This window comes from Pleurocapsa sp. FMAR1 (assembly GCF_963665995.1).
In the GTDB taxonomy this organism is placed as follows: domain Bacteria; phylum Cyanobacteriota; class Cyanobacteriia; order Cyanobacteriales; family Xenococcaceae; genus Waterburya.
The window spans coordinates 4,301,007-4,318,435 of the sequence record NZ_OY762512.1; the positions used below are offsets into that span (position 1 = coordinate 4,301,007).

15 protein-coding genes, 1 tRNA gene and 1 pseudogene are annotated in these 17,429 nt (G+C 39.0%); 7 read left to right on the plus strand and 10 right to left on the minus strand.

Features of this window, described 5'->3' with window-relative positions:
• Window positions 1-303 precede the first annotated feature (303 nt).
• Both SLP02_RS20950 and SLP02_RS20955 read right to left on the minus strand, forming a co-directional pair.
• Entirely contained in the window at window positions 304-1,260 is a 957-nt protein-coding gene (locus SLP02_RS20950; protein WP_319422661.1) for an ABC transporter permease, read from the minus strand.
• A gap of 203 nt (window positions 1,261-1,463) precedes the next feature.
• Complete coding sequence (locus SLP02_RS20955) at window positions 1,464-3,071, minus strand: DUF6798 domain-containing protein (RefSeq protein ID WP_319422662.1); 1,608 nt, start codon at window positions 3,069-3,071, stop codon at window positions 1,464-1,466.
• 217 nt (window positions 3,072-3,288) lie between these two features.
• On the opposite strand from SLP02_RS20955, the gene SLP02_RS20960 reads away from it, so the two are divergent.
• Together SLP02_RS20960 and SLP02_RS20965 are read left to right on the plus strand one after the other, a co-directional pair.
• Window positions 3,289-3,375, plus strand: a tRNA-Ser gene (locus SLP02_RS20960).
• Window positions 3,376-3,640: 265 nt separating this feature from the next.
• Complete coding sequence (locus SLP02_RS20965; RefSeq protein WP_319422663.1) at window positions 3,641-3,841, plus strand: hypothetical protein; 201 nt, start codon at window positions 3,641-3,643, stop codon at window positions 3,839-3,841.
• Between the two features lie 146 nt (window positions 3,842-3,987).
• On the opposite strand, the gene SLP02_RS20970 is transcribed toward SLP02_RS20965, so the two are convergent.
• The 3 genes from SLP02_RS20970 to SLP02_RS20980 form a co-directional block, all read right to left on the minus strand.
• Window positions 3,988-4,911 (minus strand): cobalamin-binding protein, encoded by a 924-nt coding sequence (locus SLP02_RS20970; protein ID WP_319422664.1) that lies wholly within the window; start codon window positions 4,909-4,911, stop codon window positions 3,988-3,990.
• A gap of 160 nt (window positions 4,912-5,071) precedes the next feature.
• A complete protein-coding gene (locus tag SLP02_RS20975) occupies window positions 5,072-5,599 on the minus strand; it encodes a lecithin retinol acyltransferase family protein (protein WP_319422665.1) in 528 nt (175 codons plus the stop codon).
• Window positions 5,600-6,044: 445 nt separating this feature from the next.
• A complete protein-coding gene (locus SLP02_RS20980) occupies window positions 6,045-6,224 on the minus strand; it encodes a hypothetical protein (protein WP_319422666.1) in 180 nt (59 codons plus the stop codon).
• A 563-nt stretch (window positions 6,225-6,787) separates the two neighbouring features.
• Between SLP02_RS20980 and SLP02_RS20985 the strand changes: the two are divergent.
• Window positions 6,788-7,321: pseudogene (locus SLP02_RS20985) on the plus strand (DUF1643 domain-containing protein).
• A 3-nt stretch (window positions 7,322-7,324) separates the two neighbouring features.
• Window positions 7,325-7,786, plus strand: a complete 462-nt coding sequence (locus tag SLP02_RS20990) for a DoxX family protein (protein WP_319422667.1) — start codon at window positions 7,325-7,327, stop codon at window positions 7,784-7,786.
• Window positions 7,787-8,028: 242 nt separating this feature from the next.
• Here SLP02_RS20990 and SLP02_RS20995 read toward each other — a convergent pair whose 3' ends face one another.
• The 3 genes from SLP02_RS20995 to SLP02_RS21005 form a co-directional block, all read right to left on the minus strand.
• On the minus strand, window positions 8,029-8,499 hold the full coding sequence (locus tag SLP02_RS20995) for a rhodanese-like domain-containing protein (RefSeq protein ID WP_319422668.1): 471 nt from the start codon (window positions 8,497-8,499) through the stop codon (window positions 8,029-8,031).
• 12 nt (window positions 8,500-8,511) lie between these two features.
• Window positions 8,512-9,246 carry a TIGR04283 family arsenosugar biosynthesis glycosyltransferase gene (locus tag SLP02_RS21000; RefSeq protein ID WP_319422669.1) on the minus strand — a complete coding sequence of 245 codons (735 nt, stop codon included), beginning with the start codon at window positions 9,244-9,246 and terminating at the stop codon, window positions 8,512-8,514.
• Between the two features lie 131 nt (window positions 9,247-9,377).
• Window positions 9,378-9,737 carry a GTPase gene (locus tag SLP02_RS21005; RefSeq protein WP_319422670.1) on the minus strand — a complete coding sequence of 120 codons (360 nt, stop codon included), beginning with the start codon at window positions 9,735-9,737 and terminating at the stop codon, window positions 9,378-9,380.
• A gap of 390 nt (window positions 9,738-10,127) precedes the next feature.
• Between SLP02_RS21005 and SLP02_RS21010 the strand changes: the two genes are divergently transcribed.
• Window positions 10,128-10,820 carry a pentapeptide repeat-containing protein gene (locus tag SLP02_RS21010; protein ID WP_319422671.1) on the plus strand — a complete coding sequence of 231 codons (693 nt, stop codon included), beginning with the start codon at window positions 10,128-10,130 and terminating at the stop codon, window positions 10,818-10,820.
• Between the two features lie 400 nt (window positions 10,821-11,220).
• Here SLP02_RS21010 and SLP02_RS21015 read toward each other — a convergent pair whose 3' ends face one another.
• Window positions 11,221-11,577: a hypothetical protein gene (locus tag SLP02_RS21015; RefSeq protein WP_319422672.1), complete on the minus strand. Its 357-nt coding sequence runs from the start codon at window positions 11,575-11,577 to the stop codon at window positions 11,221-11,223.
• Window positions 11,578-11,716: 139 nt separating this feature from the next.
• Complete coding sequence (locus tag SLP02_RS21020) at window positions 11,717-12,358, minus strand: HhH-GPD family protein (protein WP_319422673.1); 642 nt, start codon at window positions 12,356-12,358, stop codon at window positions 11,717-11,719.
• 284 nt (window positions 12,359-12,642) lie between these two features.
• Here SLP02_RS21020 and SLP02_RS21025 point away from each other — a divergent pair, with 284 nt between their 5' ends.
• Both SLP02_RS21025 and SLP02_RS21030 read left to right on the plus strand, forming a co-directional pair.
• Window positions 12,643-14,241 (plus strand): efflux RND transporter periplasmic adaptor subunit, encoded by a 1,599-nt coding sequence (locus SLP02_RS21025; RefSeq protein ID WP_319422674.1) that lies wholly within the window; start codon window positions 12,643-12,645, stop codon window positions 14,239-14,241.
• A gap of 9 nt (window positions 14,242-14,250) precedes the next feature.
• Complete coding sequence (locus SLP02_RS21030; protein ID WP_319422675.1) at window positions 14,251-17,421, plus strand: efflux RND transporter permease subunit; 3,171 nt, start codon at window positions 14,251-14,253, stop codon at window positions 17,419-17,421.
• Window positions 17,422-17,429 lie beyond the last annotated feature (8 nt).

Sequence of the window (17,429 nt, forward strand, 5' to 3'; positions counted from 1 at the left end):
GATCGATTGATAATCCTTTCTAAAGTATCATCTATTTTAAATAAGGAAACCTCAGCGTGGGCGGTGCGCTTTTTTTCTCAAGGTTAATTTAAGCTATTTTAGCTGAAAAAATTACTCCCAGACAAGGGAGACATAATCCCTGAGTGGTTAAAAAACCCCGTTCCCAGTTCCCTTCTCAAAAACCCCTTCATCGAGAAATGTCCCGCTTTTCAGAACCAATGATTTTTTCGATTATCAATACTGCTTAATTCTTAAACAAGAAGTATTGAAGCCCCTTCACTGCGTAAAGTATTAATATTTATATTAATACTTTACCCTCGGATCTAAGATACCATAAACTAAGTCAGCTAATAAGTTAAAGAAGACAATCAAAATACCGTAGATAAAGGTAATTGCCATCACCACAGGGGTGTCACTACGGTAAATAGATTCAATTAATAATGCGCCAATACCAGGGACGCGGAACACCTGTTCTGTGACTAATGCACCTGTAAAAATAGTGGGAATATCTAGAGCAATTAGAGTTACTACAGGAATTAAAGCATTCCGCAAGACATGATTTTTAATTACGGCAAATTTAGTTAAACCTTTTGATAAAGCTGTCGTGACGTATTCTTGCTTTAATTCATCCAAAACCGCCGAGCGAATAAAGCGCATTAATATTGCTGCATGGTATAACGATAAAACAGCTATGGGCATAATTGACTGTTGGGCTTGGGTAATAAAACTTCGCCAATCTGTCACCTGTAAAGTGCTATTGAAAATAAAGGGAAACCAGCGCAGCTTAACACTAAAAATAATAATAAAAAGTAAGCCTGTAAAAAAAGGCGGAATCGAAAAACCCAAAAAGGCGATCGTCGTGATTACTTGATCCGTAATAGAATAGCGTTTGATTGCTGAAATAATTCCTAGGGGAAAAGCAATCAATAAACCAATGATATAAGCTGTCCCGACAACTAAAAGGGTAGTAGGCAAACGCTGCCATAGTAATTGCGCCACAGGACTGCGACTGTTAAAAGAATAGCCCATGTCGCCTCGAATAAATGAGCCAAACCACTTGAAATAACGAATATAGGCTGGCTGATCTAAACCTAAAGATTTACGGATATTTTCTCTCACTTCTGCTGTAATTGCAGGATTTGAAGCAAATTCTCCCAGAGGATCTCCTGGTGCTAACGCCAAAATGGTAAAAACAATTAAACTAATAGCTATGAGGGTTGGTATAGCTATCAATAATCTTTTGATAAAATATTGACCCATATATTTATTAATTATCAAGCATAAAGTAAAGTAGCGATTGTCTTGAACGTCAAATTATTAATGTGATTTGTTAATAAAATAGATAAATAATTATATATCTGCCTTAATGGCGATCGCTATGTAATTAATTTTGCTTATGTACTAAACAAACTGTCGCCGTCACAAAAGCGCACTTTTGCAATGGATTTTACCTTTTAGGAAGGTCACTTTTCAATCTGCAAAACCTGATAACTTTTATTGTTAAAAACTGGCTTAAGACGTAGGGTCGCCATACCGTTAAGCTTATCGCATTTAAGATTGCGCTGTTCTTTGTAGAGTACCAGATGGGTTAAGCTATACTTTGGAGCTAGATTATCTAACAACTGACAACTGCGTAGGGTTGCCGTGTCATTAGGCTTATCGCCCATAAGATAAAACTCTCTAGCTTGACCAAGACGATCGATCCACTCTAATACTTCAGTATCCTTATAGGGATGCGTTTTATCATTAATGAAAATAGGTACTCCAGTACGAAGTCTAAGTTTCTTCATGCTCTCTAAATCTGGTGGCACAAGGTAAATCTGTCCAGATTGTCTCTGTTCTTTGACAAAATCCATCATCTGATTTGATGTCTTTCCATAGCCAAAAGACAAAACTTGATCTACAGTTCCAGCGATAACTATGATAGAAATAATTGCAATGCTTAAACGGGTGATTAACTTTTGATATTTAGCTATAGATACCTGATATTTATCAAAAGCTGAAAATACAATTTTACCTAGAATTATGCTGCTAGAAATTGGCACTAAAAAAATTGACATTCGCCAAGGAGCTATAAAGGCAATGGTGTCGCTATCTACTATTAATTGAACAATCGTTGAAGCTACCGTTAAAACAAAAGGAATTAGCAAAATCAAAAAAAGGTTTATCTTCCTGACTATCCATAAAGCAATAATAACCAGTAGAGCTTGAATATAAGATTTATGACCATCTTGTTTCAACCAAACTTGAGGTAAAGAATGATGAGGCACTCGTAAGCGCACAATAAAATCTTGAGCCTGATGCCAAATTTCGGGAGTTGTCGGCGTAAAGGTCAAAGACATATAGCTGTACACAGGTAAAATTAAAGCTAAAGATAATAAACCAACTAAAATTGCTTTAAGAATGTTTTTTTCTCTGACTAAAATCGTCACTTGATAAGAAAAAGTTAAGATGCCTGCACTAACTAAATAAGTCGGATGAAAAGTAGCAGCGATCGCAGTTAAACATACCGCTAAATAGTATTTGCAATCAAGAGCATAGTAGATTGAGCAAATAAGCAGAACACCAAATGTTGATGGTTGAAATACAGGTCCTAAGATATATTGCAGAGCTACGCCATAGTGTAAATCAATTCCTGTATCGAACTCAAATATTTTCAGATGAACTGTATGAATAACAATAAATGCAGCGAAATAAACAAGATATTTTAATTGGGATTTATTAAAATTAAAAACATAGTCAACTATAGCAAACATACTATAAACATAGATGCCAAATAAGCAAAAATAATACACATAAAACATATATTCTGGATGAATATATTCATACGTTGTTTGCACCAGCCATGTAAAAGCAGGAAGGGGATCTATTGTATTTGCAACCCAATCTTCGTTAAGAAAACCATAGCCAGCATTAGCTAAACCGTGCAAAAATTTTGTATTTTGGTTTTCAACCGAATTATAGATAGGATCTTGAGTGTAAGCTAAACCAAAGATCAGGGAAACTAAAACAAATTTGAGTATTGAACCTGATTTTTGATGTTCAAAAAAAGAGTTTAATTTTGTCCCCATAAAAATCAAGATAGATGCTAAAACTTAGAAATTGTACTACACAATCGAAGAGTCGCGGTTCTCTTTACTTGGCATAGCAATCAAACTATAAATCAAGATTTGACGTTAAGCAAATAAGCTATGTAGCAACGTAGGCATACTTTTGTAAAAAATAGCAGGCATAATAGGCAAAAACAGCAAAACCTCAGTAGAATAACTATGATGTAATGCCCAATCTGGAGAGGTGGCAGAGCGGTTGAATGCGGTAGTCTCGAAAACTATTTGGGGGTCAAACTTCACGGGGGTTCGAATCCCCCCCTCTCCGTACAAACAGTACTTCTGGCTTAGCTCTTAAAATTAAATAATTAAAGTAATTAAATCAGTCTTATTATTTTAAGAGTGTAATTTAGCTCAAATTTAGTGCAAGAAAAAATTAAACGAGCTAAGTTTAAGCTTGAGAAAATTAAGATAATGCAGCGGGGTAACCGTTTAACGTTGCGAAGTACTTTACCCCAAAGCCAGAAGACGGAATCAAGCCAAAGCAATATACTATTTCCCCTGGCTTATCAGCTACACCAGAAGGGTTAAAGTTGGCAGTTATTAAGGCTCAGAAGATTGAAGCAGATCTAATTTACGATCGCTTTAGTTGGGATGTTAATAGCGATATATTAACGGTTGCCAAAGATGAGGTCGCCCTGGTGACCCACCCTAAAAGTCCCAGTCTCTTTGAAAATAACCTTTTCTTTCACAAATTTCTCATCGATGGCAGAGATATGCAATATCAAGCCTAATGACGCATATTTTAAAATAAAGTTTGGCTAGTGAATTTAACCAACGACAAACCCATAAAAATAATATTCCCGTACTATTTTCGGCGGAAGGCTAATAAGTAAAGCGATTGCGAAGCTAGTCGAAGACATCGCTTTTTCTATTTATCTCATAAAAATGGCTTCCAACTTTTACCCCGATGACCAAAATCAAATAATTGGGGATGGAAAATTTCTGCTAAAATTTCTGCCGAATCAACCAGCCGAGGACCAGGACGATTGAAGTAGGCATTGCCATCAACGACAAAAACTTTGCCATTTTTAACTGCCTTTAAACTCTTCCAGCCTGGGTGTTGGGTTAAAACTTGAGATTCTTTTTCGGTACGTTTCAAATCGAAGCCACAAGGCATTATCACAATAATCTCTGGCTCGATCTCGATTAAACTCTCCCAGAATAGGTAAGGGGAATGTTCGCCCTTGAAACTTAGAAGCGGTTTGCCTCCAGCGATTTCAATTAGTTCGGGAATCCAGTTTCCCGCGACCATCAGTGGTTCAGTCCACTCTAAAGCAACAACAGTGGGTTTTTCGTTGTCTTTAATTTTATTGGCGATCGCATCGAGACGAGACTGTAACTTATTTAAAACTGGTTGAGCTTCTACTCCCAGAGTTTGTGCTACTCGTTCGATATCTGTCCAGACTTGGTGTAATAAATTTGGCTGTAAAGAAATAACTTGAGGATGGGAATTAATTAGTTTAGCGATCGCACGCTCGACTTCAGGTAGATTAACCGCACAGACATCACATTGGTCTTGAGTCACGATCTGAGTAGGTTGAAGCCGTTCTAAGACTTCTGTTTTAATTTTGTAAATACTCAGAGCTTCTTGCATCAGACTCTGAACGTCGGCATCAATTTCACCGCTTTTTTTACTACTATCAAGTCTGGCTTCGGTACAGACGGGCAAATCTTTGACTTGGTTTGGATAATCGCATTCGTGGGAGCGTCCTACTAAAGCTTCGGTCAAACCCAAACAGTCAATAATCTCCGTAGCAGAAGGAAGTAGGGAAACAATTTTAAGATTAGCTTTGTCGCTCATAAGAAATTGTCATCATGAAGTTAAATAGCTCATACCATTATTTTAAGAGCTATGACCATTATAGGAATTTATCAAACGTGCGAGCGCAAGTAATATCAGTCGTGTAATTGCGATCGCCGAAGAGAATTTATTTCATACAAAGGCGATCGCTGATTTGCAATTAATGTCTTTTATCGTCTAATTCTGAAAGTTTTTTGAAAGCAACAAAAACAGCACCAGCAGCTAATGCAGCACCTACAGCTATGGCTACTGGTGGCAACATTGCCGTAGTGGTAAAACCTACAGCACCTAATAAACCAGCAGCAGGAACAGTTGTTTCTACCAGCAGCAAACCACCAGCAGCAGCCACACCTGCATGCCTAGCAGTCACGCTGTTATCTACCTGCTGACTATTAGACTGACCAGTAGTACAGCGCATAGCAAAGTGTTCGCAGTTGTTAGAAAATAAATTATAGTTTTGCTCATGCAATCTTCTTTCTGCTCTTCTTACGATTTCATCAGCAGAAAATTTATAAGAACAAGGTTTGACATAAACTTGTTTTCCTTCAGCAAATTCACTATAAGAAGTTTTTGTAATTCTTCCTCCTGCTGGTTTTCCTCTGTGATGAATTACAGTTCCGTCTCCGCAATCAATACCATGATGAGTAATTAATCCTTTCTGAATATAAATATGATCGCCTTTAGCCATGATAGTAATACATAATAATTAATAATTTATTATGTATTACATATATAGATAATAGGGAAGGTTATTATGATTTTTCTATTAAATACGAGACTATAAATATAAAGTTTTAAATAATTGTTTGGAAATAAAAAAGATAGTTAGAGATTGGTTTATATTAGACAGCTATCTCGGTATATGTCACAACCTTTTTTCACCTTGGAAATATGACTTAAATTACAAAGCTAGTCAGTTTGGATATTCTGGACAACTAGAGAATCAACAAATTGAAATTCCTTGCGGATTACTACAGTATCTTAAATAGCTTGCTTGAAGAATTAATACCAAGAGTGCGATCGCCTTATCTCCCCAACAAACTAAAATAAGAAAATGTGTCTCACCATAATTACAAGCACGATCAGCATCAGAAAGATGCTTAACGAACGGGTATCGTTAAGCATCAGACTTTTTAGTGGCTCGTAGCTCTTTTCTCTTTGATGGACTGATAAAAGCTCTTATCTTCCAGTTTTTCCTGTTTGAGTTTATCTTTTAAGATTTTTACTCTTTGCATACTGGGGTGGTGCTGATATTTTTCTATGAGCCTATCTATAAAGACTATATGCTCTTTATCTTTTTTCAGTTTCGACATTATTACCTCCTATAATGAACGAGGAAGCGCAGCGAGGTTTCCTCGCCAAGCGCAAGTCTCGTTGTTGAATACATGGAACGATTTTTCAAGTCAAGAGCAAATTTATTTAAGGTTCTGATAGTTGGCTTTCGTAAGCATGAATACAAGTAGCAACAGAAACCTTCCTAGCTTGAAAATAAAACTTTGATCGATGCAATTGTCACGATGTTTCTCCTTGATGAAATAACGAATCGATGTACATTCACAATTTAACAATTATGTCGAGCTAATTTAACGTTTTTTAATAAAAACCTAAAATTGTCATATACGGTAATAAAATTCTCAGACTGGTAAAGAATTGAAGAGTTGGTCGTTATGATTGTGGGATCGCCAAACCCCGATAGTTTCACGCTCTGGGTTTTTTGTACTATAACTCGATTGTCATGAGAAACTGATTATGCTCGGAGGTCTTTATGAGTAAAAGATAGCAATCGGCGATCGCAATATGATTAATTGGTTTGTAATGTCATAATCTTATGGGAAACCAAGGAGGCTGGAAATCGTAAATACGGGGTGGTGCAGTAATAAGAGGCGATTATCGTTATTTACTATGGCATGAATGGGACAGCGATCACAAAACCGTTTCCTTCATCATGCTAAATCCTTCTTGTGCCGATGCTCAAACAAACGATCCGACTATCACTCGCTGTATCAACTTCGCTGTATCATGGGGCTATGGCAGATTGGAAGTAGTCAACTTGTTTGCTAGCTCGCACTCCCAAGCCATTACTGCTCAAACAGGCAATTAAACCAATCGGCAATGATAACGATCGCTATATCAAAGACAGTGTTCACAGGAGCGATGCCTTCGGCTAGGCTTCGCCAATCGCGCCATCTTAGCTTGGGGCAATCATGGTGCATGGCGAAAGCAGGATTTATCTATTCTTCAGTTGTTGAAAGATCATACTCATCTTTACTCTTTGGGCATTACTAAACAAGGTTTTCCTCGTCATCCTTGCAGAGCTGTCCAGCTCAGAGCGTCGCTGACGCGACTGGCTGCGAAGCAGCCTGCTCTTTGCAGTACAATTAAGCCTAAAGTATTCAAGCCGAAAATTTAATTAATGAAATGCGATCGCGCCCACGAACAATCATATAGGGTAAATCATTACTTATCGCTTTTGAGCCGTATTTTTCTTTCCACTATTTTTCTTTGGTCGGGAATCAATAAAATTATGAACCCCCTTGCCACAATTGAAAATATGTCCGCTCATGGAATGCCATTGACATCTGTTTTCTTGGTAGCAGCGATCGCTTTAGAAATTTTGGGCGGACTTTCGGTGTTGTTGGGAATCAAAACCCGATGGGGAGCAGGTATGCTGATAATTTTTTTGATTCCCGCTACCTTGATTTTTCATACTGACTTTTCTACTGAAATAGAGCAAGCAATGTTCTTGAAAAACTTGGCAATGCTGGGCGGATTACTAATGCTGATTCAGTATGGAGGAGGGAATATAGTTTTGTGGGGAGCAGATCGCCCTCCATTACACCAAGCCAAATCAGACACAGATATCAAGAGTGATTAATTAACGATTGTGAATTATTCTCCCCAAATCCAAGAGTTCCTTCAAAAATATGCAAGTAATTTGTAGTTTACTATGAAAGAGCAATCGCTTTATCTTAGAAAGTCTTAAAAGATGCGATCGCGTCATCTTAGCCTAGGATAAAGCCTCAAAGGTAGGATATTACTGCCTTTTATAGTAATTTAACAGCTAAAAAATAAGTAGCGCTCGCTCTATAGGCTTGATTAAGTATTGCAATTTAGAACTTAAAGATTAACTTGAATATTCTTATTGAGTAGTAAGTATTGCCAAAATTTCTGATAAGGATGAACTACACTAACTGGTTTGCTGTCTCGATAGACTAGACGATTTTCATTGACCCATTGAAAAATCGAACCACTCAAATTAAAAACCGTTTGATATCCCATAGATTGAAGTCTTCTGGCGATTTGGCAAGAGCGATAGCCGATAGAACAATAAACAACTATTGGAGTGGAAAAATCGTTTTTACCCCCCTCGATTAAGTCCTCAAGATTGCTGGGAGCTAATCGTGCATTTTTAAGGTGACTGACTTCATATTCTTCCCTAGTCCTTACATCCAAAAGTAGCGGTTTAGATACACCATCTTTTTGTAACCAAACCGCTAAATCTTTTGGGGACAATTGCTGTATTTCTGGGAATTGAAGCCGAATTAACAGTTTTATCAGTTGCCAACTCAGTCTTTTGAATTGAAGCATTATCTTACTCAATTAGCGAACATCTTGATAAAATTGTTTGAGATAGTCGGCAGAGATTCCTATTCCCCACAAAAACCCAATATAAATATAAATAGCATTAGCTTTGAACCCACCCCATTTGGCAACTCGGCGATCGCTAGATTGCACGATGCGATTTACTAAATGAATTCTACCGTACTCACATAACTTAATACACAGGTCTGCATCTTCCATAATCGGTAACTCGATGTCAAAACCGCCACAACGCCAAAAATCGCTGCGACGACAAAAAATTACTTGATCTCCAAATAAGATTCGTAAACCTCTAAAAAATAAATGAGGTCGAAAGATTAATGATGCGTAGTAAGTTTTTAAATAATTATGTAGGGAAACACCCCAGCGAGTTTGTAATGAGCCAGTCATGATCGAAATAAAACCGCCCCCAGCAATAGTCGGCTCGGCTAGAATCTTCTCAATAATTGCAGCCAGGTCGTTAGGTATTAATGTATCAGCATGGAGAAAACAAAGCAGCTCGCCTTTTGCTACCTTCGCCCCTAAATTCATTTGTATCGAACGTCCTGCCGTGTCAGAGACAAGCACTGAAATTCCCGCTTCCCGCGCAATTTTTAAAGTATTGTCTTGGCTGCCTCCATCTACGATCAGAATCTCAAAGGGAGAAGGATTTAAAAGAGTTAGATTATGTAAAGTCCTTGCCAATACGTCTTCTTCATTTAAAGTAGGAATAATAATTGAAATTTTAGAAGACATGACAGGAATATTTTTGAGCGAAAATAGTTGATATCTATAGATTAGGAAATATTAAGGAATAATGCTAATGAGACTGAGAAAAAAGCCAGAAAATCCCCATTCAGCAGAAATTCAAGAAATCGCTTCCTTTTTTAGTTACTTGCTGGCAACTGGCTTACTATTTTGACCCTCTCGATTAATTCATCTAGAGTTTGAATCTGGTTTAATTCTGCTTGAGAGATCGCGACGCTCAACTCGTCGTCTTGTTTGAGAATTAATGGATAGTCAAACTGCTTGCCATATTTTTGCTCAAATTCGTCTCTGTGCAAAAACTCCATCTCTGTATCCGATTCTTTTCTAAATTCCTTCCACTTTTTATTTTCCTTGAACATCCCGAAAGTTAAATCGCAGAGATTACATTGATAAGTCTGAGGACTAATTGCTTTATGACCTATATCCATTAGCGTGTTGACCAAACCGCTATCGGCATTGTAGACAAATATTAGTTTCATATTTCTCAAGTTACAGATTTTTTATGTAAAGAATGAATATTAACACCAATCCCGAAATTCAAGAATTTCTACATAAATACGATTGCGATGCCTACTCTTAGACGAACAAGGACTCGTTAAACTACAAAGGGCTGACTTTTATAAGACTATAAACAATGCCGACAGCTACCCACAGTTGAATTGATTGAATGGTTGGAAAAAGAAAGATAAGATGATAGTGATGGCAACCCTGAAACTAATACTGCATTAGTTATCCGTAAGCCAGAGAAATTGATGGCGAGAGACGCGTCGCCGTAGGGCGCAAGTCCAATCGCCATGTTGATAGAAATGGAATATCAGGGGTATTAAGAAAATGATGCGATCGCTGCTGGTTGAATTAACTTTTGAATTATGAATAATTTATTACAACAGTTAACTAAAACGTTTTACAAGTACCAAAAGCGCAACTCTTATGTGGTTTTGTGTGATTCGATTGCATCTGCTAACGAACTAGCTTTCATGTTGGATGGAGAATGGGACAATTGTAACAGCATTACCTTAGCTACTTATGACCGAGTAGCCGTCTCTTCAGCAGCAGCTTTAATAGGTGCTAAATGGTGTTGTTGTGGAGACAGCGTAGCTCTATTGCCCAAAGTAGCAGAAAAAGTATTGCTAGAACGTTACAAGAAAGGAGAAAGATATTTTATCAATGCTAATTTAAGATGTTCTCTTCTTTCAAAGCAGTGCTTAAAAGATGCAAGTTTGAGTCATGCTTTCCTCAATGAAGCTGACCTGACTGAAATAGACTTAAGCAATGCTGATTTGTCAGCAGCAGATGCTAGTGGAGCTAATTTGACAAGAGCTAATCTGACCAAGGCAAACTTGTTGAGGACGAACCTAAGTGGAGCTAATTTGACAAGTGCCAACCTTAAAGGAGCGAGATTACAGAAAGCTTGTTTGAAGGAGGCAAATTTAAGTGGTGCTAACTTAGATGGTGCAGATTTAACAAGAGCAGATTTAAGAGGAGCAGAGTTGAATAACATTTCACTCAATGGAGCGAATTTAACAGGAACACTGCTAACAGTTGAACAGTTGCCAAGTTAAAAAGTTTTTTTGAATAATAAAATGACTTCGCCCTAGTAATTAGTTATTAGTAATCAATTGGAACTAAAAACTAAAAACTAAAAACTAAATACTTTGAAAAACTAAATGCTAAGTACTAATAACTTTTTGATAAAAAGTGTATTCTCCCAAATTAAACTCGACCGAGAATTTAGCTAATTGCCATGACTGTTGAAGAATTAATACGGCCAAATCCCCAATAGATAAAGAACTATTCCCTTGCACTTCAGGCGTTATGGCACGACTATCAGAGTGATTGGAACAGTTCTCATAAATTAATCGACCATGAGAGCGATCGCTTTTGCCATTTTTAAAATATCTAAATACGGGAACACTAAAACTATCCTATCTACGACAAAGATTGAATGTCTGGCTTTAGTTATTATGATGCAATTTTAGAACTAGCCAACTCAATCAATTCCTGTAACTTTTCTGCTCCAATATATCCAATTATTTCCAACAAATTTTCATCCGTAATCGTGCCTTGAGAAAGAATTCCCGCACGCCAATGGTTGATATTATCATAAATATTAGGGTCGAATTGAGCGGAGGAAACGCTCCCGTCTAGGGAGCTTGTTCCACTCCGCTGTTGAGCAGCATTTGTTTCTATGTATTGTTGAAGTTCGTGAGCTAAAGCAAAGACAAGATTTGACTGGTTTCGGTTTTGAGCGGAGGAAACGGCGAGGTTTCCTCGCCATGTTCCACTCCGCTGTTGAGAACGAGAATATTCGTTTTCCACAATTAATAATGAATTAGATTAGTAATTATCATTTTTACTGAATATATTACTTCTTTGTCTAAAAATTTTAGACAATTTTGATTGTCGGGCGATCGGCGAAGCCATGCCGTAGGCTTATGACTGATTAATTTAAGTTAAACTAATAACATCGAGAAGCAAGAGGACATTTAAAATATTTAGGATTTCTAACAGTACAAATTTTAGCTCCAAAGTCCAATAGAGTTAAATTCCAATGTCTTACTTCTTTATCTGGTGCAATGGTTTCGGCTGCACCAGATAAAATCTTACAGCAAGATTTAACTCGTCCTCCTTTAATGCCAAAAAACCTCTCTAAAACACGGGCAACGTTAGTATCCATTACTGCTGCTGGTCGGTTAAAAGCTTGTGAAAGTATCGCCCTGGCTGTATATTTGTCGATACCTGGGAGCTTTAGCAATTCTGTTTCTTGTTGAGGTACTTTGCCTTTATGCCTCTCAACAATAATCTTGGCAGTTGTGGACAGTCTCTCGGCTCTGAAGAACAGCCCCAATGGTTGCAATAGTTTAGCTACATCTTCAACTGGCGCGATCGCACTTTCATTTAGAGTAGGATAGCGAGTTAAGAAAACCTCATAGATAGGTGCTACAGTATCGGCATCGGTTCTCTGTAAGAGAAATTCAGCAATCAAAATGTCATAGGGACTGTCAGTTTTACGCCAGGGGTGATCTCTTAGATTACACTTTGCCCAGGTTAAAAGATGACCAGCAAACCATTCAATTTCTTCTTTTGATTCGATGGTCATGTTTGGTTATCGGTATGTTTGGAGTCAAAGATTACTCCGCCACGTCCCGCATAACTTCTTCTTCACCTTCTGGATTTACCGCGATCGCTTCTTTGTTTGAGGCAAACAGATCTTCCATGCTGCCCATTCGGACAAGCTCAAAGTCCTTCTTTTAATCTCTTCGCCAGCAGCAGCTAGCTCTTTCGGAGTAATCTGAAAACAATTTCATTCTGATTTCATATTCGTAGGTTACTTTTGGATCAATAGCTACATTTCTTGTGTGCTTTTATCGAGACTGCGATTATATGAAGACACAGCAAAAACTGATCATCTTTCTAGCTTTACTCTTGCCGATATCCCAACCTTCAATAGTTTTGGCACATGGTGGTCATGGCGATGAGTTCAGCCATGAGAATAATACTACGGCTCAACCAATAGGAATTGAGGTAGACGAAGCAACTCAGAAGCGATTGGGGATTACTACTCAACCTCTGGGCAAACAGTTATTAAATTTTGGCGTTAAAACTACAGGACAAATAGAAACCCAGCCTAACAAGCAAATAGCAATTACAGCCCCGACTGCGGGAACAGTAACAGAATTATTAGTTCAGCCAGGAGATACGGTTAGCAAAGGTCAAGTCGTAGCAGTTATTGCCAGTCCCGAATTGCTGGAGTTGCGGGCTGGATCTTTGGATCGCTCTACAGAAGCTGAAGCCCGACTGAGAGAAGCCCAAGCCAATTTAAAAGAAGCTGAAGCTAATTATGCCAACGAACAAAAAATTGCCCAGTCAGAAATTGCAGCAGCTAAAACAGATGTAAGTATAGCTCAAGATAACTATGATAGAGACAAGCAATTAGTTAAAGAAGGCGCATTACCACGTAGGGAAATGCTAAATTCGCAAAATCAGCTATTAGAAGCTAAAACAGTTTCAGCCAGAGCGATCGCCTCTCGTCAAGTCTTAGAAGCTAAAACAGCAGTAGAACGAGCCAGAGTAGAGGTAGATGCAGCCAAATCTCGTGTGGGACTAGCAGCAAATAACTATCAATCGCGACTGCAACAGTTAAATACCACTGCCAACGATCGCGGTTTAGTGACGGTAATCGCTCCTATTTCGGGTTCTGTAGCTAGTTTAGATCTTACCCTGGGGGAATCTATTGAAGATAGAGGCACTAAATTAATGACGGTTGTTGATAGCCAAGAAGTTTTAGCAACTGCCAATATTGCCGAACGAGATTTAGCCCGCGTCAAGATTGGTCAACAAGTCAGAGTTAAGGTTGCAGGTATACCTAATAAAACTTTTGTCAGTCGCATTGCTCAAATCGATCCCACCGTAGGAGATACCCGCGTCGTGGCGGTTAGAGCTAAATTAAACAATGCCAGTCAAGAACTCAAGCCAGGGATGTTTGCCGAGTTGGAAGTATTGACGGATAAGACAGCAGAGGCAGTTTTAGCAGTACCTACCAATGCCGTAATTGATGCCAATGACAAACAGTTAGTTTATATCGAGAATGGCAATAACTCTTATCAACCAGTGGATGTCACTTTAGGGCAAACCTACGGGGATTTAGTAGCAATTCAAGGCAGTTTATTTGCAGGAGACAAAATTGTTACAGAGGGTGCAACCATGCTCTACGCTCAATCCTTGCGTAGTACTCCTAAACCAGAAGCAGCAACCAATACAGAACCGACAGAAAAAACATCTCAGCCTAATTCTCTCTATTTACTATTCATGTTAATTGCTTCAGGGGCGATCGCTACAGTCGCTTTTTTCTTGGGACGCAATACCAGCAAAAAACCCCAAGCTACTAACGAACTTATTTATCAACCAACTAATAACAAGAAAGATCCGCTTGCTAAATCGGAGAAGCCAATTAGTGCGATCGATTCTAAAAATCTTGATTAATTAAATACTATGCTTAATTCTATTCTTAAATGGTCGATCGCCCAGCGTTGGCTAGTAGTTATTGGTGCAGTAGTGGTTACTATTTGGGGCTTTATTACCGTCTCCCAAATGCCTTTAGATGTTTTCCCTGATTTTGCCCCTCCCCAGGTAGAAATTCAAACTGAAGCCCCAGGACTTGCCCCAGAAGAAGTAGAAACTTTGGTGACTCTACCAATTGAAAGTGCGATTAACGGTACGCCTGGAATTACTACTGTGCGCTCTGCTTCGGCGGTAGGACTTTCGGTAGTTAAAGTAATTTTTGGCTGGGGAACGGATATTTATCAGGCACGTCAACTGGTTACAGAAAGATTACAGCAGACTACTTCTAGATTGCCTGAAGGAGTTAAGATACCAGAAATCTCGCCGATTTCTTCTCCCATCGGTACGATTTTGCAATACGCTTTTACGGTGGAAAAGGGCGGAAAAAGCACCTTAATGGATGTGCGACGGCTAGTCGATCGCGATTTTACCAATCGCTTATTAGCCGTACCTGGGGTAACTCAGGTAATTGCCTACGGGGGCGATATTCCTCAGTATCAGGTTTTAGTCGAGCTAAATAAACTACAGGCTTTAGATGTCTCTTTAGCTGAGGTGACAGAAGCTACCGCCCAAGCCAACAGCAATGCTGCGGGAGGATTTTTAGTTGCCCAGGATAATGAGCTATTAATTCGCGGTATCGGTAGGGTGGAAACGATTCAAGATTTGGAAAATTCAGTAATTACCTCCAGAAACGGTACGCCGATCTTGCTCAAAGATGTAGCAGAAGTTCGTCTTGGGGCAGCTTTAAAACGGGGGGATGGCAGTTTTGATGGTAAACCCGCAGTGGTCATGATGGTAAATAAGCAACCGATGGTCGATACCCCTACGGTTACTAAAGCTGTAGAAGCAGCGATCGCCGAATTGGAGGCTGGTTTACCCAAAGACGTTAAGGTTACAGTCACTTTTCGTCAGTCCGATTTTATCGAGGCTTCGATTCGCAACGTCAGAAATTCTCTCAGGGACGGCATTATTATCGTTTCAATCATTCTCCTACTATTTTTGATGAATTGGCGCACGGCAGTAATTAGCCTCAGTTCAATTCCCTTGTCCCTATTGATTGGCTTAATGCTGATGAATTTATTCGGTTTGGGCATTAACACTATGACTCTCGGAGGATTAGCCGTTGCAATTGGTTCGGTGGTAGATGATTCAATTGTCGATATGGAAAACTGCTATCGTGGTTTACGAGCCAACCAAGCGTCAACAAAACCGATCGATCCGTTGCAGGTGGTTTATAACACTTCGCTAGAAGTCCGAGTCAGCGTCTTATTTTCTACCGTAATTATTGCCGTCGTGTTTGCGCCGATTTTCTCTTTAACGGGAGTAGAAGGCAGGATTTTTGCACCTATGGGACTTGCTTATTTAATCTCGATTCTTGCCTCCACCCTGGTGGCTTTGACTCTTGCCCCTGCGCTTTGTGCCTTTTTACTAGCCAATCAAACCTTACCCGATGATGATACTTGGGTGGCTCGTTTATCTAAGAATTTGTATCGTCCCGCCCTTAATTTTTCGCTAAAATTTCCCAGTATTGTTCTACTAATTGCTACGGCTGCTTTTGTTGCTTCCTTAATTGTCTTTACTTCACTAGGCAGAGTCTTTTTACCAGAATTTCAAGAACGTTCTTTAGTTAATGCCATCAATCTGTATCCAGGAGTATCTTTAGAGATGACCAATCGGGCAGGATATGCCATTCAAGATGCCCTCAAAGATGACCCCCGCTTTGATAGTGTACAGTTGCGTTCGGGACGCGCCCCAGGAGATGCCGATGCTGGCAGTGTAACTTTAGGACATTTAGATATTGAGTTGAGTGAAGCAGGTGTACAAGATCGAGAAGCCAGTATTGCCAAGCTGAGAGAGGAATTTGCCAAACTCCCAGGAGTTGCCCCCAGTATAGGCGGTTTTATCTCTCACCGTATGGATGAAGTTTTATCAGGGGTAAGAAGTGCGATCGCCGTTAAGGTTTTTGGTTCCGATCTTGACCAACTTCGCAACTTAGGGGCGCAAGTAAGAGACGCTATGGCAGATATTCCAGGCGTAGTCGATCTGCAACTCGAACCTCAAGTACCGATAAAACAAATCCAAATTAAATTCGATCGCCAAGCAGCAGCCCGTTATGGCTTAACTATCGGCAAACTATCAGAAGTTATTGAAACCGCCCTCAATGGCAAGGTTGTTTCACAGGTGCTAGATAACCAACAGCTATTTGATTTGGTGGTTTGGTTGCCTGAGCGCGATCGCCATAATCTTGAAACTATTAGTAACTTATTAGTCGATACTCCAGACGGAATTAAAATTCCTTTGGCTCAAGTTGCCCAGGTTAACTATGGTACGGGACCAAATACCATCAATCGCGAAAACGTTTCTAGATTGATGGTAATTTCTGCTAATGTTGCCGAACGAGATATCGGTTCAATTATTACCGATGTTCGGGCAAAAGTTAAAGATAAAGTAACTTTACCCGCAGGATATTTTATTCAATATGGAGGTCAGTTTGAATCGGAACAAAGAGCTGCTAAAAACTTAATTATTTTCGGTATTTTGGCTTTAGTTGTTATCGCCATTCTAATGTATTTTGCCGTCAAATCTATAGCTGCAACTGTAATGATTATGCTTAATTTACCCTTAGCTTTAACTGGAGGAATATTTTCGGTGGCTTTAGGCGGAGGTATTCTTTCGGTAGCCTCCATGGTTGGATTCATTACCCTATTTGGTGTAGCCACTAGAAATGGTTTGTTATTAGTTGACAATTATAACCAGAAATTAGCTCAGGAAATGCCATTACGAAAAGTACTATATACAGGCTCAATGGAACGCTTAGTAGCCATTTTAATGACGGCTTTAACTTCGGCTTTAGGCATGATTCCCTTAGTCATTGGTACAGGGGCAGGCAAGGAAATATTGCAACCTTTAGCAGTTGTAGTATTAGGAGGTTTATTTAGTTCTACTGCTTTAACTCTATTAGTTTTACCCGCCCTGTATGCTCAATTTGGCAAATTTTTTATCGTTAAACAAAGTAGTAACGCTCCTGGTATTTATCAAGAGAAAAATATAGCGATCGCTAACAGTAAAACTGCAACTAACTATCCCAAAATAATCAAATAAACTAGAAG

Bases quoted from the DNA above. Each gene is read 5' to 3' on its own strand.
- SLP02_RS20950 (WP_319422661.1), bottom strand. From the start codon at position 1,260: ATGGGTCAATATTTTATCAAAAGATTATTGATAGCTATACCAACCCTC.
- SLP02_RS20955 (WP_319422662.1), bottom strand. From the start codon at position 3,071: ATGGGGACAAAATTAAACTCTTTTTTTGAACATCAAAAATCAGGTTCA.
- SLP02_RS20970 (WP_319422664.1), bottom strand. From the start codon at position 4,911: ATGAGCGACAAAGCTAATCTTAAAATTGTTTCCCTACTTCCTTCTGCT.
- SLP02_RS20975 (WP_319422665.1), bottom strand. From the start codon at position 5,599: ATGGCTAAAGGCGATCATATTTATATTCAGAAAGGATTAATTACTCAT.
- SLP02_RS20980 (WP_319422666.1), bottom strand. From the start codon at position 6,224: ATGTCGAAACTGAAAAAAGATAAAGAGCATATAGTCTTTATAGATAGG.
- SLP02_RS20990 (WP_319422667.1), top strand. From the start codon at position 7,325: ATGAAATGCGATCGCGCCCACGAACAATCATATAGGGTAAATCATTAC.
- SLP02_RS20995 (WP_319422668.1), bottom strand. From the start codon at position 8,499: ATGCTTCAATTCAAAAGACTGAGTTGGCAACTGATAAAACTGTTAATT.
- SLP02_RS21000 (WP_319422669.1), bottom strand. From the start codon at position 9,246: ATGTCTTCTAAAATTTCAATTATTATTCCTACTTTAAATGAAGAAGAC.
- SLP02_RS21005 (WP_319422670.1), bottom strand. From the start codon at position 9,737: ATGAAACTAATATTTGTCTACAATGCCGATAGCGGTTTGGTCAACACG.
- SLP02_RS21010 (WP_319422671.1), top strand. From the start codon at position 10,128: ATGAATAATTTATTACAACAGTTAACTAAAACGTTTTACAAGTACCAA.
- SLP02_RS21020 (WP_319422673.1), bottom strand. From the start codon at position 12,358: ATGACCATCGAATCAAAAGAAGAAATTGAATGGTTTGCTGGTCATCTT.
- SLP02_RS21025 (WP_319422674.1), top strand. From the start codon at position 12,643: ATGAAGACACAGCAAAAACTGATCATCTTTCTAGCTTTACTCTTGCCG.
- SLP02_RS21030 (WP_319422675.1), top strand. From the start codon at position 14,251: ATGCTTAATTCTATTCTTAAATGGTCGATCGCCCAGCGTTGGCTAGTA.